18 protein-coding genes are annotated in these 16,361 nt (G+C 71.7%); 9 read left to right on the forward strand and 9 right to left on the reverse strand.

Going from position 1 to position 16,361, the window contains the following annotated elements; genetic code table 11:
• The first annotated feature begins 20 nt into the window (after window positions 1–20).
• From N1028_RS17780 to N1028_RS17800, 5 genes are all read left to right on the forward strand, one after another.
• Window positions 21–536 carry a cell division protein SepF gene (locus N1028_RS17780; RefSeq protein ID WP_259530783.1) on the forward strand — a complete coding sequence of 172 codons (516 nt, stop codon included), beginning with the start codon at window positions 21–23 and terminating at the stop codon, window positions 534–536.
• A 7-nt stretch (window positions 537–543) separates the two neighbouring features.
• Window positions 544–849, forward strand: coding sequence for a YggT family protein (locus N1028_RS17785; protein ID WP_259530784.1), 306 nt, complete (start codon window positions 544–546; stop codon window positions 847–849).
• A 71-nt stretch (window positions 850–920) separates the two neighbouring features.
• Window positions 921–1,586, forward strand: a complete 666-nt coding sequence (locus N1028_RS17790; protein WP_259530785.1) for a DivIVA domain-containing protein — start codon at window positions 921–923, stop codon at window positions 1,584–1,586.
• On the forward strand, window positions 1,576–2,178 hold the full coding sequence (gene lspA, locus N1028_RS17795) for a signal peptidase II (protein ID WP_259530786.1): 603 nt from the start codon (window positions 1,576–1,578) through the stop codon (window positions 2,176–2,178). The genes N1028_RS17790 and lspA overlap by 11 nt, the downstream gene beginning before the upstream one ends.
• The gene (locus N1028_RS17800; protein ID WP_259530787.1) at window positions 2,178–3,098 is read left to right on the forward strand and encodes an RluA family pseudouridine synthase; all 921 of its coding nucleotides are present in this window, start codon (window positions 2,178–2,180) and stop codon (window positions 3,096–3,098) included. The genes lspA and N1028_RS17800 overlap by 1 nt, the downstream gene beginning before the upstream one ends.
• On the opposite strand, the gene N1028_RS17805 is transcribed toward N1028_RS17800, so the two are convergent.
• Window positions 3,095–3,469: a fluoride efflux transporter FluC gene (locus tag N1028_RS17805; RefSeq protein WP_259530788.1), complete on the reverse strand. Its 375-nt coding sequence runs from the start codon at window positions 3,467–3,469 to the stop codon at window positions 3,095–3,097. The two genes, N1028_RS17800 and N1028_RS17805, sit on opposite strands and share 4 nt — an antisense overlap.
• Window positions 3,466–3,939 carry a fluoride efflux transporter FluC gene (locus N1028_RS17810; RefSeq protein WP_259530790.1) on the reverse strand — a complete coding sequence of 158 codons (474 nt, stop codon included), beginning with the start codon at window positions 3,937–3,939 and terminating at the stop codon, window positions 3,466–3,468. Before N1028_RS17810 ends, N1028_RS17805 begins: the two co-directional genes overlap by 4 nt.
• Before the next feature lie 81 nt (window positions 3,940–4,020).
• On the opposite strand from N1028_RS17810, the gene N1028_RS17815 reads away from it, so the two are divergent.
• Window positions 4,021–4,668 (forward strand): hypothetical protein, encoded by a 648-nt coding sequence (locus N1028_RS17815; RefSeq protein ID WP_259530791.1) that lies wholly within the window; start codon window positions 4,021–4,023, stop codon window positions 4,666–4,668.
• An 86-nt stretch (window positions 4,669–4,754) separates the two neighbouring features.
• Here the strand turns inward: N1028_RS17815 and N1028_RS17820 are convergent, their stop codons facing one another.
• The gene (locus N1028_RS17820) at window positions 4,755–4,925 is read right to left on the reverse strand and encodes a hypothetical protein (protein ID WP_259530792.1); all 171 of its coding nucleotides are present in this window, start codon (window positions 4,923–4,925) and stop codon (window positions 4,755–4,757) included.
• A gap of 88 nt (window positions 4,926–5,013) precedes the next feature.
• Between N1028_RS17820 and N1028_RS17825 the strand changes: the two genes are divergently transcribed.
• Window positions 5,014–6,054, forward strand: a complete 1,041-nt coding sequence (locus N1028_RS17825; RefSeq protein ID WP_259530793.1) for a zinc-binding dehydrogenase — start codon at window positions 5,014–5,016, stop codon at window positions 6,052–6,054.
• Here N1028_RS17825 and N1028_RS17830 read toward each other — a convergent pair.
• From N1028_RS17830 to N1028_RS17840, 3 genes are all read right to left on the reverse strand, one after another.
• Window positions 6,032–6,928: a helix-turn-helix transcriptional regulator gene (locus N1028_RS17830; RefSeq protein WP_259530795.1), complete on the reverse strand. Its 897-nt coding sequence runs from the start codon at window positions 6,926–6,928 to the stop codon at window positions 6,032–6,034. The two genes, N1028_RS17825 and N1028_RS17830, sit on opposite strands and share 23 nt — an antisense overlap.
• 104 nt (window positions 6,929–7,032) lie before the next feature.
• On the reverse strand, window positions 7,033–8,481 hold the full coding sequence (locus tag N1028_RS17835) for an APC family permease (RefSeq protein ID WP_259530796.1): 1,449 nt from the start codon (window positions 8,479–8,481) through the stop codon (window positions 7,033–7,035).
• A gap of 46 nt (window positions 8,482–8,527) precedes the next feature.
• Complete coding sequence (locus N1028_RS17840) at window positions 8,528–9,625, reverse strand: alcohol dehydrogenase catalytic domain-containing protein (protein ID WP_259530797.1); 1,098 nt, start codon at window positions 9,623–9,625, stop codon at window positions 8,528–8,530.
• 119 nt (window positions 9,626–9,744) lie between these two features.
• Here N1028_RS17840 and N1028_RS17845 point away from each other — a divergent pair, with 119 nt between their 5' ends.
• Window positions 9,745–11,166, forward strand: a complete 1,422-nt coding sequence (locus N1028_RS17845; RefSeq protein ID WP_259530801.1) for a PucR family transcriptional regulator — start codon at window positions 9,745–9,747, stop codon at window positions 11,164–11,166.
• 6 nt (window positions 11,167–11,172) lie between these two features.
• Here N1028_RS17845 and N1028_RS17850 read toward each other — a convergent pair whose 3' ends face one another.
• A complete protein-coding gene (locus N1028_RS17850) occupies window positions 11,173–11,688 on the reverse strand; it encodes a hypothetical protein (protein WP_259530802.1) in 516 nt (171 codons plus the stop codon).
• Window positions 11,689–11,819: 131 nt separating this feature from the next.
• Entirely contained in the window at window positions 11,820–12,722 is a 903-nt protein-coding gene (locus N1028_RS17855) for a glycosyltransferase family 2 protein (protein ID WP_259530803.1), read from the reverse strand.
• A 67-nt stretch (window positions 12,723–12,789) separates the two neighbouring features.
• Between N1028_RS17855 and N1028_RS17860 the strand changes: the two genes are divergently transcribed.
• Window positions 12,790–15,201, forward strand: coding sequence for a glycoside hydrolase family 3 C-terminal domain-containing protein (locus N1028_RS17860; RefSeq protein WP_259530804.1), 2,412 nt, complete (start codon window positions 12,790–12,792; stop codon window positions 15,199–15,201).
• A 2-nt stretch (window positions 15,202–15,203) separates the two neighbouring features.
• Here N1028_RS17860 and N1028_RS17865 read toward each other — a convergent pair whose 3' ends face one another.
• Entirely contained in the window at window positions 15,204–16,304 is a 1,101-nt protein-coding gene (locus N1028_RS17865; RefSeq protein WP_259530805.1) for an NAD(P)/FAD-dependent oxidoreductase, read from the reverse strand.
• Window positions 16,305–16,361: the final 57 nt, after the last annotated feature.

Genomic DNA, 16,361 nt, shown 5'->3' on the forward strand with positions numbered 1-16,361 from the left:
AACCGCAACCGGAGGTTCTGATGGCCAACCCGCTCCGCAAGACAATGGTGTACCTCGGTCTCGCCGACGAAGAGCTCGAGTACGAGGCTCCCGCCGAGCGCGCCCCCCAGTCCTCGCCCGTGGCACCTGTGCCTCATCCGCACCAGGCCCCGCAGGCCGCCGCCCCGGCTCAGCCGCAGGCCGGCCGCGCCCCCGTGACCCCGCTCCGCAAGTCCGCGCACACGAGCGCGCCGAAGAATGTGGCCCCTGCTGAAATGAACGAGATCCTCACCGTCCACCCCAAGCAGTACAAAGACGCCCAGGTGATCGCCGAGAACTTCCGCGACGGCATCCCGGTCATCATCAACCTCTCGCAGATGACGGATGCCGACGCGCGCCGTCTGATCGACTTCGCCGGCGGCCTCTCGCAGGGCCTCTACGGCAAGATCGAGCGTGTCACCAGCAAGGTGTTCCTGCTCTCGCCGTCCCACGTCTCGGTCTCCGGAGACGACGGATCTCCCGCGCGTGCGGAATCCTCCTTCTTCGTACAGTCATAATTGCTGAGTGGGTTCACTCGTCGTCATCATCGCGACCGTCGTCTATTTCGCTCTGCTGCTGTACTTCTTCCTGATGTGGGGTCGATTCATCCTCGACCTCGTCCGGACCGTGCGCCGTGACTGGCGCCCGGCCGGGGCAGTGCTGGTGCTGGCGGAGGTGGCCTACACGGTCACCGACCCGCCCATCCGGTTCTTCCGGCGGATCATCCCGCCGCTCCGACTCGGCGCCGTGGCGCTCGACTTCGGCTGGAGCATCACGATGCTCCTCGTCATCATCGGTCTCTCCGTGGCGGGCTTCTTCCGCTCGGCGTGACCTTCCCAGGGAATGTTGCTACGGTTAGCAACGCGTTATCACTGTTTGTCAAGCAATAAGGGTGGAAAACCATGGCGTTAACTCCGGAAGATGTTGTTAACAAGAGATTTTCTCAGACCAAGTTCCGCGAGGGCTACGACCAGGACGAGGTGGATGACTTCCTCGACGAGGTCGTCGTCGAGCTCCGCCGCCTGACGCAGGAGAACGAGGAGCTCAAGGCTCAGCTCGGCTCCGGTGCCGCTCCGGTCGCCGCCGCTCCCGCTGAGAAGGCCGTCGTGGCCGAAGAGGTCGTCGAGGCCCCCGCGCCCGTCGCCGAGGTGCCCGCACCCGTCGCCGCCGCTCCGGCACCGGCCCCGGCTCCTGTGGCCGCAGCTCCCTCGACTTCCGATGTCGACGACGAGACCGGCTCGACCACGAACCTGCTCCAGCTGGCCCGTCGTCTGCACGACGAGCACGTCAAGGAAGGCGCCGACAAGCGCGACGCCCTCATCGCCGAAGGCCACGCCACAGCGGCACGCATCGTCGCCGAGGCCGAGACCAAGCAGCGCAACGAGCTCGCCCGTCTCAACCAGGAGAAGGCCGGCATCGAGCACCGCATCGACGAGCTGCGCACCTTCGAGAAGGACTACCGCTCGGGGCTGAAGAGCTACATCGAGGACCAGCTCAAGGAGCTGACCTCGTCGAGCGTCGACGGCGACAAGAGCCCGTCGTCGAGCTTCAGCGGCTTTGGAGGCTGAGAACACCTCGAAAGGCCGCCCTCGGGTCCTGATCGTCCTGGCGATCGTCGCAGCAGCGTCGATCGCCTTCGATCAGGTCTCGAAGCTCCTGGTCGTCACACATCTCGAATTGGGTGAGGTCGTCCCCGTCCTGGGGACCCTCATCCAATTTCAGTTTGTGAAGAACCCCGGCGCGGCCTTCTCGATCGGAAACGCGTACACCTGGATCTTCTCGATCCTCGCGGCCGTCGTCACGGCGTTCATCATCTGGTTCGCCCGCCGCATCCGCTCGTTCGCCTGGGCCTGGGTCTTCGGCCTCCTGCTCGGCGGAACGATCGGCAACCTCATCGACCGGCTCTTCAAAGAGCCCGGCTTCGGGGTCGGGCACGTGATCGACTTCATCACCATCCCGGTGCTGCCTGCCATCTTCAACCTCGCCGACGTGTCGATCACGGCGGCGATGGTGCTGTTCCTCATCCTCACCATCCGGGGGATCGGGCTCGATGGCAGGAAGGCACCCTCGGAGCGTTCGGCCGAGGCCAAGGCCGAGCTCGAAGCCGGGTCCGGAGCGGATGCCGGGTCGAAGCCGGCCGAGCAGAGCGAACAGGCCTGATGGAGTCACGCACGCTGCCCGTGCCCGATGGTCTCGACGGCTCGCGGGTCGACGCGGGCATCGCCAAGCTGCTGGGCTTCTCGCGCACGTTCGCGGCCGAGGTCGTCGACGCGGGCGGAGTGAGCGTCGACGGCCGCACGGTCGGCAAGTCCGACAAGCTGCGCCGCGACACCTGGCTGTCGGTCGAGTGGGCCCCCAAGGAGGAGCCGCGGATCGTGCCCGTCGTCGTGCCGGAGCTCGAGGTCGTGTACGACGACGACAGCATCATCGTGGTCGACAAGCCCGTCGGCGTGGCCGCGCACCCCTCCGTGGGCTGGGACGGTCCGACCGTGCTCGGCGCCCTCGCCGGCGCCGGCTACCGGATCGCCACGAGCGGCGCCGCCGAGCGCGCGGGCATCGTGCACCGGCTCGACGCCGGAACGAGCGGTCTCATGGTGGTGGCCAAGAGCGAGCAGGCCTACACCTGGCTCAAGCGCCTCTTCCACGACCGCGAGGTCGACAAGATCTATCACGCGCTCGTGCAGGGACACCCCGATCCGTTCGCGGGCACCATCGACGCCCCCATCGGGCGGCACCCCAGGTCGGACTGGAAGTTCGCGGTGACCTCGGCGGGCAAGCCCTCGGTCACCCACTACGAGACGCTCGAGGCCTTCCGGGCGGCGACGCTGCTGGAGATCCACCTCGAGACCGGGCGCACGCACCAGATCCGAGTGCACATGGCCGCTCAGCGGCACCCGTGCTGCGGAGACACGATGTACGGCGCCGACCCCGCGCTGTCGGCCCGCCTCGGACTCGGGCGGCAGTGGCTGCACGCGATGCGGCTCGGCTTCGTGCACCCCGAGACACGGGAGTACGTGTCGTTCGAGAGCCACTACCCGGCCGACCTGCAGCATGCGCTCGACGTGGTGCGGAACGACTAGCCGATCCCCAGAGCGAGCCCCAGGTAGGCCGCCGCGGTGGCCAGGAGGAGCATGCCGAGCCCGTTGATCAGGCCGGCGGCCCAGCGTCGGGCGAGCAGCAGGCGCACGGATTCGACCGAGGCCGTGCTGAAGGTCGTGTAGCCGCCGAGGAGCCCCACGCCGAGCACGGTGAGCCAGGGAACGCCCACGAGGTGCGCTGAGGTGAGGCCCGTGAGGAGGCCGAGCGCGAACGATCCGCTGACATTGATCACCATGGTCCCCCACGGGAAGGCCGTGCGGTCGCGGTTCTTGACGGCGGTGTCGACCACGTAGCGGAGGCCGGCTCCCAGGCCCCCGGCGAGGATCGTGGCCGCGAACAGGAGCGGCGTCACGTGCCGGTCCTCTTGCGGCGGGTCAGCCGGCCGACGAAGACGCCGGCCAGCGAGGTGACCGCGCCGAGCACCACGGTGCCGAGGGCGTAGGCCGCGGCGGCGAGCAGGTGGTCGGCATCGACCAGCAGCGAGGTGTCGGCGGCGAGCGCACTGTAGGTGGTGAAGCCGCCGATGACGCCGGTTCCGACGAGCAGGCGCACCCGGCGCCTGGTGCCCGTGTCGGGACCGCGCAGTGCCAGGACCTCGAGCAGGAGCCCGAGGGCGAAGGCGCCCACGAGGTTGACGACGAGGATCGCCATCGGCAGCCCGCCGGCATCCGGGACCGCCGCCGAGACGAGCATCCGGAGCGTCGTGCCCACGATGCCTCCACCCACCACGAGCAGCAGGGGGAGACCGAACGGGCTCGCCCCGGCCCCGGCATCCGAGTCGAGCGGCTCGTTGCGCTCCAGTTCGTCGCGCGGGGTGGTCATGACGAGAATCTAGCCCAGATCGCCGGACCGGCCCGACTCCCAGCGGCGCAGGCTCCCAGCGGCGCAGGCTAGCGTGGGGCCGTGCAGAGACTTCCGCCCCCGTCGTGGCCCGTGTGGGTGCTGTTCGCGCTGCTCCTGGTGCCGGGCCTCGTGATGCTGGGGCTCCTGGGCGGCCTGAAAGACGCGTCGGGCGAGCTGCTCGCGCAGAGCGAGGACGCGGTGGGGAGGAACATCGTGCTCACCGGAACGCTCGTCGACGTGGAGACGGACTCGGGGATGCCCGTCAGCACGGGGATCTACGAGGTGACGATCCCTGCCGGCGAGGGCGGTGCAGCCGAGACGGTGACCTTCCGGGGTGACGAGCACTGGGGTTTCCCGCCCGACCCCGATCATCCCGCCGAGCTGTCGTTCCGCGTGGTGCTCGACGACCCGCCGCGGCCGGCCGCGCACGGTCCGGTCGGCAGCGTCGAGCCCGTGACCGAGGCGAGTGTGCAGGCCGACCGGGAGGCGCTCGCGACCAACGAGGCGGTCTGGGTGGGCGGCATCGTCGTGTTCTGGCTGTTCGCGCTAGGGATGCCGGCGCTCGGTGTGGTGCTGGCGGTGCGTCGGCGGCGTGCGAAGCAGGCGGTGAGGGCTGCGACCGCGACCGGCGCGGTGGGCTCGCCCACGGCGGCGGCCTGGGCGGCCCACGCCCCGTTCGACAGCCGGCTGCCCCCGCCGCGCATCTGATCCGGCCTCCCCCCGGAGCCGTCAGCGGCGCCGAGACTCGGGCCTGAGCTCCGTGGCGCCGTAGCTGTTGTCGTCGGGGTTGAGGGTCATGCCGGGGCCACGAGCTCGACGACCTCGAGCTCGTGCTGGTTGGCGGCGCTCGTCATGTCGAAGCGCGCCGCCGGGCGGGCCGACGAGGTGGGAGCGCCCGCCGCATCCCTCCGCCAGCGGCCCGAGAGCCAGCCGCCCGCCAGCGGGCTGTAGGTCAGGACCCCCATGCCGTGCCTCGCCGCGGCAGGGAGGGTCTGGCGGAACCCGTCATGACCGACACTCCCAGGAGGCCCCGGGGAGGGGTCGAATGGAGACATGAAAGCCACAATCATGTACGGCGCGGGCGATGTCCGCGTCGAGACCGTGCCCGACCCGATCATCAGCGAACCGACGGATGCGATCGTGCGGGTCGTCCGCGCGTGCGTCTGCGGCAGCGACCTCCACCCCTACCACTCGATGCCCGCCTCCGAGAAGGGCACTCCCATGGGCCACGAGCTCATCGGTGTGGTGGAGGAGATCGGCTCCGCTGTCACGACGCTCCAGCGGGGTGACTTCGTGGTGGCGCCCTTCGCCTACCAGGACAACACCTGCGCCATCTGCCGCGACGGCTTCCAGACCTCGTGCCCGCACGGCGGCTTCTACGGCACCCCCGAGGTCGGCGGCCTCCAGGCCGAGTTCGCCCGCATCCCGCAGGCCGACGGCAGCCTCGTGGTGGTGCCGGGCGTCGACGAGTCGAGCGACCTGCTGCCCTCGCTCCTCAGCCTCTCCGACGTCTACCTCACCGGCCACCACGCCGCCCACATGGGGCGGGTCTCGGCCGGCACGACGGTCACCGTGATCGGCGACGGCGCGGTGGGTCTCTCGGCCGTGCTCGCCTCCCGCCGGCTCGGTGCCGAGCGGATCATCCTGATGGGCCGGCACACCGCCCGCACCGACCTCGGCCGCGAGTTCGGCGCCACCGACGTGGTGGCCGAGCGCGGCGACGAGGGCATCGCCGCGGTGCTGGAGCTCACCGGCGGTGAGGGTTCGCACGTGGTGCTCGAGGCCGTGGGTCACCTGCCGGCCTACGAGCAGTCCTACGGCATCGTGCGGCCGGGCGGCGTGATCTCGCGCGTGGGCGTGCCGCAGTACGAGGAGGCGCCCGTGGGCTTCGGCTCGCTCTTCGGCAAGAACGTGACGCTCACGGGCGGCCCCGCACCCGTGCGCGCCTACCTCGAGGCCGCCATCCGGGAGGTGCTCGACGGCGAGATCGACCCGGGCCGCGTGTTCGACCGCACGGTCGGGCTCGACGACATCCCGGCCGCCTACGCGGCGATGGACGCCCGCGAGGCGCTCAAGGTGATGGTGGCGTTCTGACCACGTCCTGAGCGGCCTCCTGGGCGGCCTCCTGGCCGGCCGCCCAGGAGGCCAGGAGCTTCAGAGCGTCGGCGGTGGGGGAACCGGCGGGGGCCGTGTAGACGTTCATGACGAGTCCGGGCTCGCTCGGCAGCTCCATCGACTCGAAGTCGAGGTCGAGGTCGCCCACCACCGGGTGGTGCAGGCGCTTGCGCCCGCTGCGGTGGTGCATGACGTCGCGCGAGGCCCAGCGGGTGCGGAACAGCTCGCTCTGGGTCGAGAGCTCGCCGATGAGCGTGATCAGATCGGGGTCGTGGGGGTTCCGGCCCGCCTCGAGCCGGAGCATGGCCGCCGCGTCGTTCGCGATGCGGTCGTAGTCGCGCCAGAACTCGCGCGCCGCCGGGTCGAGGTAGGTGAAGCGCGTGGTGTTGACCGGCCTGCGCGGGCTGTCGAACACGGGGGAGTAGAGGGCCCGGCCCATCCGGTTGGCGGCGAGGATGTCGTGCCGTCCGTTGCGCACCCACGCCGGCGCATCCGAGACCGCGTCGAGCACCTGCTGCACGGCGGGCCGCACCGAGGTGGAGGTGCGTTCACGCGGCCGCCGCGACGGTGCCGCCGCCCGAGCGAGATCGAAGAGGTACTGCCGCTCGGCGTCGTCGAGCCGCAGGGTTCGGGCGAGCGCGTCGAGCACGCCCTCGGAGGCGCCGGCGAGGCTGCCGCGCTCGAGCCGCACGTAGTAGTCGACCGACACACCCGTGAGCATCGCGACCTCCTCGCGCCGGAGACCCGCCACCCGGCGGTTGCCGCCGTAGACGGGGAGACCTGCCTGCTCGGGAGTGATGCGGGCCCGCCGGGAGCTGAGGAACTCGCGGATCTCCGCGCGCGTGTCTGCCATGCACCCACGCTAAGCCCGCACGCACGACGCCGGGGAGGCACTGCCACTACCTGGCAGAGCCTCCCTGGCGAGCGGGCCGCCGCGGCGGTGGTCCGAAGAGCCCGCTACCCGACGCCGCTCATCGTGCTGGTCTCGGTGCGGCCGATCCGCTCGATCACCTCGGGCCGCCGCTTCGCGAGGTACACGAACCGGGTGACTGCGAGGGCGAGGGTGACGAGGAACACGTAGGGGATGACGTTGAGCGGGAACGCCGGCACCGGGAACACGTTGGCGAAGAACACGTAGGCCATGGTGGCCACGGCGATCGTGGCGCACACCCAGACCAGCCGGTTCGGGATGCCGGCCCGCCGCGTGTAGACGACGCAGGCGATCGCCACGAGCGCGTAGGCCACCATGTAGCCGTAGGTGCCCCAGGTGTTGACCCAGACGAGGGTCTCCATGGGCTGCGCGCCGATGAGCAGGAACACGATGTCGACGACGATCGCGGCCGGCCCCGCCACGAGCAGCACCCGGTGCGGCGTGAGGTGGCGGTCGTGGGTGCGGCCGAAGCGCTCGGGCACCACGCCCTCCTTGCCCATGACGTAGACGATCCGGCCCACGACGTTCAGCGGAGCCACGACCACGGCGAAGAACGACGCTCCGACCCCGAAGGTCAGCACGGGGCCGAACCAGGCCGGCATGCCGATGAGCGACGACATGTCCTCGAGCGGGCTCGCCGACGTGGCGAGGCCCTCCCCGAGCACCGCGATCTGCGTGTAGGCGGCGAAGACGTAGAGGATGCCGACCGAGAGCGCGCTCCAGATGATGGCGCGGGGGATGGCGCGGTAGGGGTCCTTGGCCTCGCGGCCGAGCGCGTCGGCCGACGAGAAGCCCACGAACCCGAGGATGCCGAGGACCATGCCCGCCGCGATCCCCTGGAACGAGGAGCCCTCGGCGATGACCTGGGCGGGATCCCAGGCGCCGGGGCCCGCCCAGACGAGGGCGGCGACGAGCAGCACCGCGATCACGCTCACCGAGACCAGCTCGAGCACGAGCGAGATGCGGGCCGACAGCCGGATGCCGCGGATGGTGAAGAGCGTCGCGAGACCGCCGAGCACGATCGTGAGGCCGATGTTCCAGCCGAGACCCGTGGCCGGCACTCCGAGGAGCACGAGGAACTGGCCGATGTAGCTCACCGAGCCGTTGAGCGAGGCCGTGGCGATGCCGAAGCAGCCGATGAGGAGCGCGGCGCCCGCGAGGAAGGCGCCGGTGGGGCCGAGGCCCTTCGCGACGTAGGTGTAGAGCGAGCCCGCCGAGGCGTGCTTGCGGGCGAACACCACCACGCAGTAGCCGACGCACAGGATGACGATGGTCGCCAGCACGAACGCGTAGATGGTGCCGTTGCCCGCGCCGAGGAAGATGGCGGCGGCGGTGAACGCGATCACGGCGCTCGGGGCGATGTTGGCGATGGCCTGCGCGGCGAGCTCGGGACCGCTCATGACGCCGGTCCGGAGCCCGGCGTCTTTCGGCGCCGGGTTCGCGGCGGAGGCGGGGCGGGGTCTGGTGGTGGACATGGGCTCTCCAGTGAGTCGGAACGGGCGGGTCGGGGTGAGTGCGGTGCTAGGGGATGAGGAGGGTGCGGAGCACGGTGCCGGCCTCGAGGTCGTCGAATGCCTCCTGCGCCTCGGAGAGCGGACGGCGGCCCGAGATGAGCGGGTCGAGCTTCAGCTGCCCGTCCATGTAGCGGTCCACGAGCGCGGGCACGTCGATGGAGGGCCGCACCGAGCCGTAGTTCGAACCGAGGATGCGCTGGTCGGCCTCGGCGAGCACGAGAGGCTCGAACGAGGCCTTCGCGCCGGTGGGCGGGAGTCCGACGATGACGGCCGCGCCGCCGAGGCCGAGCATCCGGATGGCCTGCTCGGTCGTGGTGGTGCGCCCGATCGCGTCGAAGGCGTAGTCGACGCCGTCCGGGAGCAGGGCGCGCAGCTGGTCGACGGCATCGCCCTGGGTGGCGTCGATGCGGTCGGTGGCGCCGAACTGCAGCGCCATGAGGGTCTTGTCGGCCACGACGTCGATCGCGATGATGCGCTCGGCACCTGCCAGCCGGGCACCCTGCACCACGTTGAGGCCCACGCCGCCGCAGCCGATCACGGCCACGGTGGAGCCCGGCTCCACGGCGGCGGTGTTGAGCACGGCGCCGACGCCGGTGGCCACGGCGCAGCCGACGACCGCGATGATGTCGAGCGGGGCGTCGTCGCGCACCTTGACTGCTCCGGATGCCGGCACCACGACCTCCTCGGCGAAGGAGGAGACGCCGAGGTAGTGGTGCAGGGTCTCGCCGTCCTTCGACAGCCGCGAGGTGCCGTCGAACAGCACGCCCTGCGGCGCGACGAGGGTGGCGACCTTCTGGCAGCGCGCCTCGTGGCCGGAGCGGCAGTAGCGGCACTCGCCGCACGGCGGCACCCAGCTCAGCACGACGTGGTCGCCCACCGCGAGGGTCGTGACTCCTTCGCCGAGCGCGACGACGACGCCGGAGCCCTCGTGCCCCATCACCATCGGCGACGCCGCATCCCACTCTCCCCGCATGACGTGCAGGTCGGAGTGGCAGACGCCGGCGGCGGCGATGCGCACGCGCACCTCGCCGGCCTTGGGCTCTGCGAGCTCGACATCGGTGTACTCGATCGGTGATCCGGGCTCGCGGAAGACGACGGCTCGCATGAGACCCCTTCGTGTCGTGGAATGGTTCGGGGTCGATGCTAGGGACAAGCCGAGCAGCGTGTCATTCGTCAGAAGTGTGGAACGCAGCATCCGGATTCACCATCTCGTACACTGACGGCATGGTGAGGGATGTCGGTTCGGTCGCGCGCTCGCTCGGCGGGGAGGTGCTGCCGGGCGCCGTGGAGGTCTCGCGCCCTGTGGAGGCGATCGTGCCGCTCGAGGAGTTCTCGGTGCTCGGGAGCGCGCGCTTCGCCACCCTCGTGGCGGCCCCTGCCGCGCGGCTCGCCGAGGCGCTCGCCGGGGGTGACGAGCGGTCGATGCTGCTCCGTGATGCGGTGCTCGTGACCCACGGCGGCGGCAGTGCCCTGCGCTCGAGCGTGGCGGGTGCCGGCGTCACGGCGATCGTGGCCACGGCGCCCGCCGACGACCTCGTGCTGCCCACGGTGACCTCGCTGCTGGCCGTCGACCAGGCGGCCGAGGAGCGCGCTGTGGTGGCAGCGATGCGGGTGCTCACCCTCGCCGCGCGGCGGGGCGGTGCGGCGGGTGTGGTCGCCGAGCTCGCCCACCGCACCGACGGCTGGGTGGTGCTGCTCGACCGGCACGGCCAGGTGATCACCACCGCAGGTGCCGGAGGGCTGCACGTGCAGGATGCGCAGGCCGTGGCGCTCGGCCGGCCCGTGCGCATCCGGCACCGTGCCCTGCAGGTGCACCCGGTGGGCCCGGGCGAGGACATCAGCGCGCAGCTCGTGCTCGCGCCCCGCACCGAGACCTCGGCCAGGGGGCGTGAACTCGGCTCCCAGGCCGCTGCGCTCATCGACCTCATCATGCGCACCCACGACTCGAGCCGCACCGAGCGGCTCGGCCGCTCCGTGATGATGGACGTGCTGCTGGCCGGGGGCTCGGGTGCCGCACGGCTGCTGCGGCAGCTCGGCGTGCACGAGCAGAGCCTCAGCGGCTTCGCTCTCGCGTCGCGCTCGGCCGGGATCGACATCGAACGGCTGCTCGTGCCGTGGCTCGCGGAGCTCGGTGCCGCGCAGGTGTTCACCGAGCAGCGCGGGGTCGTGACCGGGTTCCTCCGCGGCGACCACGCCGAGGAGATCGCCTCGCGGGTGGAGGCCTACAGCTCGGTGCTCTACCTCGGCCTCGGCGGTGAGGCGGCGGCCGAGGCGCTCGAGCGGAGCGCGGCCGAGGCCCGCCAGGCGCTCGAGGTGGCCAGGGCCGATGCCCGGCGCGTGGTGCGGTATGCGGCGATCCCGACGATCGCCTACGTGTTCGACCGGCTCGACGACGAGACCACCCGGCGCATCGGCCACCTCCTCGATCCGCTCGCCCGGGAGGGCGTGCACGGGGAGCTCACCGAGACCCTCCGCGTGTTCCTGACTGCGAACGGGGCCTGGGGGAGCGCAGCTGCGACCCTCGGGGTGCACCGGCAGACCCTCGCCGGCCGCATCCGCCGCATCGAGGCCGAGACGGGCCTGTCCATGGCCGACCCCGACGACCGCACGGCGGCGTGGCTGGCCCTGCGGGCCCTCGAGCGCTGACTCGCGCTACTGCGGACCGCTGTCGGGCGGCACCTCGGAGCCGCCGTACCAGAGCTCGACCGTTGCTCCTCCGGTCAGACCGGCCAGCGCGTCGGGGTCGATGGGGCCGGGCGCGACATAGCTGACGGAGTAGACACCCTCGACCTCGTCGTAGTGGCCGCCGATCGGGCCTGTGGTGTCATCGGCGCGCAGACGATCGATCAGACTCAGCAGGACTGCGTTCGACTCGTCCCAGGTCGGCCCGTCCGTGACGATGACGACCTCCACCTGGAGCGGCGCGGCGTCGAGGAGCTGGAGGGCTGCCTCGTCGACCGGCCCCCGCAGGACCACCTGGGCGTGGGGCACGGCTTCCTTCCGCCACTCCGCCTGCACCAGAGAGTCGAAGAAGCGCGCCGACAGCGCATTGTCGATGTCGTAGAGCTGCTCGGCGATCCCCGGATCGTCGGCGCCGACGATGCGGCGCTCCACGCTGGGAGGTTCTGCGGTGGCGGCGATGAGCACGGGTTCGGTGGCAGCAGGCATGGTCGCAGGCGGGTGAACGGCCGGCGCGGTTGTGAGCACAGGCCCGGTTCCGCTCGCCGTGCATCCTGCAAGCATTCCCACCACGACGGAGGCGGCGGAGAGGGCCGCCGCCACCCGCAGGCCGCGCACCGCTAGTCGACCTCGGCCGCGGAGGGCTCCGGGGTGCGGGGGCGGCCGCCCCAGGCCTGGGGAGTGCGGTGCTCGAGGAGGCGGCGCTGCACGTGCAGGGCGGGGTAGATGCCGAGGAAGACCGCCATGGGGGCGAGCAGCCGCAGATCGCGGATGCCGTGGGCCTCGTAGGTGCGCTTGAAGCGCTCCACGTAGTAGTAGTAGTCCTTCGGCGCCGAGTCGAGCCGGCGTGCCGACATGCCCACGGTCATCGCCGAGACGTAGCCGATCTTGAAGCCCTTGAGTGCGAGGTGCACGGCCAGGTCGAGATCCTCGTGCATGAGGTCCTCGCGGTCGGGGCAGACGTCGTCGCGCACCGCGAGCCAGGCCTCCTTCGTGATGGCCATGTTGGTGCCGAAGAGGAAGACGTACTTGCCGGCGAGCTTGACCTGGATCTTGCGGAACGTGTCGTCGGCGTGGTGCCCGAAGGAACGCATGGGCATGTCGTAGTACTCGACCGAACCGCTCGCGGCCACGAAGTCGCCCGAGGCGAAGGCGCGCTGCACTTGCTCGACCCAATTGGCCGAGAGGGCCGTGTCGGCGTCGATGCGGCCGATGATGGTGCCCGTGGCCGCATCGAAGCCCGCATTCCTGGTGGGCGTGATGCCCTGCTCCTCGTGCTGCGGGACCAGCCGGATGTTCGCATCCGGGAACGCCACCTGCATGGCCTCGACCGCGGCCGCCGTGCCATCGGTCGACTTGTTGTCGACCACGATGATCTCGTGAGCGGGGACGGTCTGCTCGATCGCCGCCACGAGGCAGTGCCGGATGCCGGCCTCCTCGTTGTAGGCGGGGATGACGATCGAGACGGTGAGGAGGGCGGAGGCGGGGCTGGAGCTGGTGGAGTGGGGGGCACTGTCGGTCACGGCGGCGTCCTTCGGTTCAGGGGTGGGGACAGTCTGGCAGAGCGGCGGCCATCTAGCATGGGTTCGGATGACTGGACAGACTCCCGCCGAGATGCTCGCGCGGCTCACCGACGCCGAGAAGGTCTCGCTCACCGCGGGCGCGGACGCGTGGACGACACGTGCGGTCGACCGGGTGGGGGTTCCCGCCGTGCGGGTGGGTGACGGCCCCCACGGTGTGCGCCGGCCGCAGGAGGGCTCGGCCCTGTCGATGTTCGACTCGCATCCGGCCACGTGCTTCCCCACGGCCTCCGCTCTCGGGTCGAGCTGGGATCCCGCGCTCGTGCGCGAGGTCGGGATCGCGCTCGGCCGGGAGGCCGCCGGACACGGGATCGGCGTGCTGCTGGGCCCCGGGGTCAACCTCAAGCGCACCCCCGTGGGTGGGCGGAACTTCGAGTACTTCAGCGAGGACCCGCACCTCTCGTCGCGCATCGGCGCCGCCTGGGTGGGCGGTGTGCAGAGCACGGGCGTGGGCGCGTCGCTGAAGCACTTCGCCGCCAACAACACCGAGCAGCGGCGCTACGGCATCGAGGCCGTGGTCGACGAACGGGCGCTGCGGGAGCTCTACCTGGCGAGCTTCGAGCACATCGTCGTGAGCGAGCGGCCGGCGACCGTGATGGCCGCCTACAACCGCCTGAACGGCCCGCACTGCACCGAGAACGCGTGGCTGCTCAACGGGGTTCTCCGCGGTGAGTGGGGATTCGAGGGGGTCGTGGTGTCGGACTGGGGGGCCGCGTGGGATCGCACGGCCTCGGTGCCGGCCGGCAACGACCTGGCCATGCCCGGGCTCGGCAAGGGCGACGACCGCTACGTGCAGCGCGCGCTGACGTCGGGACGCCTGCCGCAGAAGGCTCTCGACGCCTCGGTGCTGCGCATCCTGGAACTCGCGGCGCGGTACGGGGACGTGCAGGGTACGAGCGCCCCCGACCTCGAGGCGCATCACGACCTGGCACGCAGGGCCGCCGCTGCGGGCACCGTGCTGCTGAAGAACGACGGGGTGCTGCCGATCGCGACCGGGAGCCGTGTGGCGGTGATCGGCGCGATGGCCGAGGAGCCGCGGTTCCAGGGCGCCGGGAGCTCGCACGTGGTGCCGACCCAGGTGGACACCCTCCTCCAGGCCCTCACCGAGGCGCTCGGGGACTCCGCGGTGTCGTACGCGCCCGGCTACGACCGCGGGCACGACAGGGCCTCGGCGGCCCAGCTCGCCCAGGCGCGGGTGGCGGCGCTCGCCGCGGATGTCGCGGTCGTGGTGGTCGGACTGCCCGAGACCTTCGAGACCGAGGGCGTCGACCGCGAGCACCTGCGCCTGCCGGCCTCGCACGACAGGTTGGTCGAGACCGTACGGGCGGCGAACCCGCGGACGGTCGTGGTGCTGCAGAACGGCTCGCCCGTGGAACTGCCGTGGGCGGCGTCGGTTCCGGCCATCGTGGAGGGCTACCTCGGCGGCCAGGCCTCGGGGAGCGCGATGGCCGATGTGCTGCTGGGAGCGGCGGAGCCGGGCGGGCGGCTGGCCGAGACGTTCCCCGTGCGCTACGACGATCATCCGGTGTCGGTGCTGCCGAACGGGCCGGCCACGATCGAGTACCGGGAGAGCCTCTACGTCGGCTACCGGTGGTTCGACAGTGCCGGGGAGGCCGTGGCGTTCCCGTTCGGCCACGGCCTGTCGTACACGAGCTTCTCCTGGTCGGAGGCGACGGTGACGGTCGGCGAGGGGCTCGACGAGGTCGAGGTGCGGGTGACGGTCTCGAACACCGGGTCACGGAGCGGATCGGACGTCGTGCAGGTGTACGTGCACGACGCCGAGTCGACGCTGTTCCGGCCCGAGCAGGAGCTGCGCGCGTTCGAGAAGGTGTGGCTCTCGCCGGGGGAGAGCTCGGAGGTCGTGCTGCGGCTCGACCGGAGGGCGTTCAGCGCCTGGGACGCGGACGCCCACGCGTGGGTGCTCGAACCGGGGGAGTTCGAGGTGCGGGTGGCGAGGTCATCGCGCGACATCGTGCGGCGGGCGACGGTGGTGCCGGGTGGTGCCCGGGTAGACCGCGAACCTCCGGACGACCGCGAACCACCGGCCCACCGTGATCCGCTGCCCTACCGCGAGCCCTCGCGGGCCGTCGGCTTCCCGGCGACCGCCTTCGGCAAGCTCCTCGGGCGGACGCGTCCGGGGAACACGGCGGCGCGCCAGGGGCGGTTCACCCTCGACACCTCGATCCGGGACATGCAGGAGGCACGCGTGGGTCGCATCCTGCTGCGCTTCGCGACGAGCCGGGCGATCGCGACCCTCGGGGCGCCTGCCGGGGCCGCCGCTGATGCGGTGGCGGGCGACGTGGTCTCGCAGTTCACGTTCCGCATGATCCCCACCGTGAGCGGTGGCCTGGTGGGACGGCGGGCAGCTCGGCGACTGCTCGCCATCGTGAACGTCCTGGCCCGGCTCGACCGCTCGTTCTGATCTCAGCCTGCCGCCGTGGGGGCGTCGCCTGTGGCCTTTCCGGTGGGGCTGCCGAGCACGCTGCCCAGGGCTCGGCCGAGGGCGTGGCCGGACTCCCAGGCGGTGGCGACCGAGGTGCGGCCGCCCCAGGCGTCGCCGCAGACCGCGAGGCGCCCGTCGAGCAGGTAGGGCTCCGGATGCGTCGACGTGGCACGGGCGAACGTCCACCGGTGGGCGTGGGTCCAGACGGGCGGGCCGGCGGGGTCGAGGCCGAGGAGCGCTTCGACCTCGGCGATGACGGCGGGCACCGCGGACTCGGGGTCGTCGAGGTGGCGGTGGGCGAGATCGGCGGTCGTGTGCGCGACGAGCACGGGAGCGCCGTCGCCGCGGCGGTCGCCGTCGTCGGCGAGGAACGAGATCACATCCGATCCGTTCACGAACGCGCCGTGCAGCTCGGCCGGCCAGGAGCGCTGCGGGTAGCCGAGGGCCACCGAGATCACGGGTTCCCAGGTCTCGACGTCGAGCTGCGCCCGCACCGCCGAGTCGTCGGGCAGCAACCGGACGGCCTGGGGCTCGGGCATGGCCAGGACGACGGTGTCGTAGGGGGCGGCCCCCGAGCCTTCGACGCGCACGGTGCCGCCGGGGTGCACCTCGGTGACCTCGTGCTCGAGCTGCAGCACGGCGCCCGCCCGCACGGCTGCGTCGGCGAGATCGCCCACGAGTGAGCGGAGGCCGGCGGGTGCGGCGTGGCGCAGGGGACCCGTCGTCGTGTCGGAGGTGCCGGGCTCGAGCACCGTGAGGGTGTCGGTCCAGCCGCGGGCGAGCCCGCGAGCGGTCCACTCGGCGACGACCGCGGCGAATCCCGAACCGCCCGAACCGCCCGGCCCCGTCGCATCCGGAACGGTGAAGTAGGCGGCCCCCAGGTCGACCGGCCGCCCGTGCAGTCGTCGCCCGGACATCCGCCCGCCGGGGCGCCTCCCGCGATCGACCACGGTCACGGGCACCCCCGCCTCGCGGAGCGCGATCGCGCAGGCGAGCCCCGCGATGCCGGCACCCACCACGAGGACACCGCCGGACGAGCCGTCGAGCGCGGCCGAGGGGCGGGGGAGTTGTGGGGAGTCCATGCGTCCATCCTGCCCCGCGCGCCCTGTGCACGCGGCGGGAGCGTGTCTACGGTGGGG

This window comes from Herbiconiux oxytropis (assembly GCF_024979315.1).
GTDB lineage: Bacteria > Actinomycetota > Actinomycetes > Actinomycetales > Microbacteriaceae > Herbiconiux > Herbiconiux oxytropis.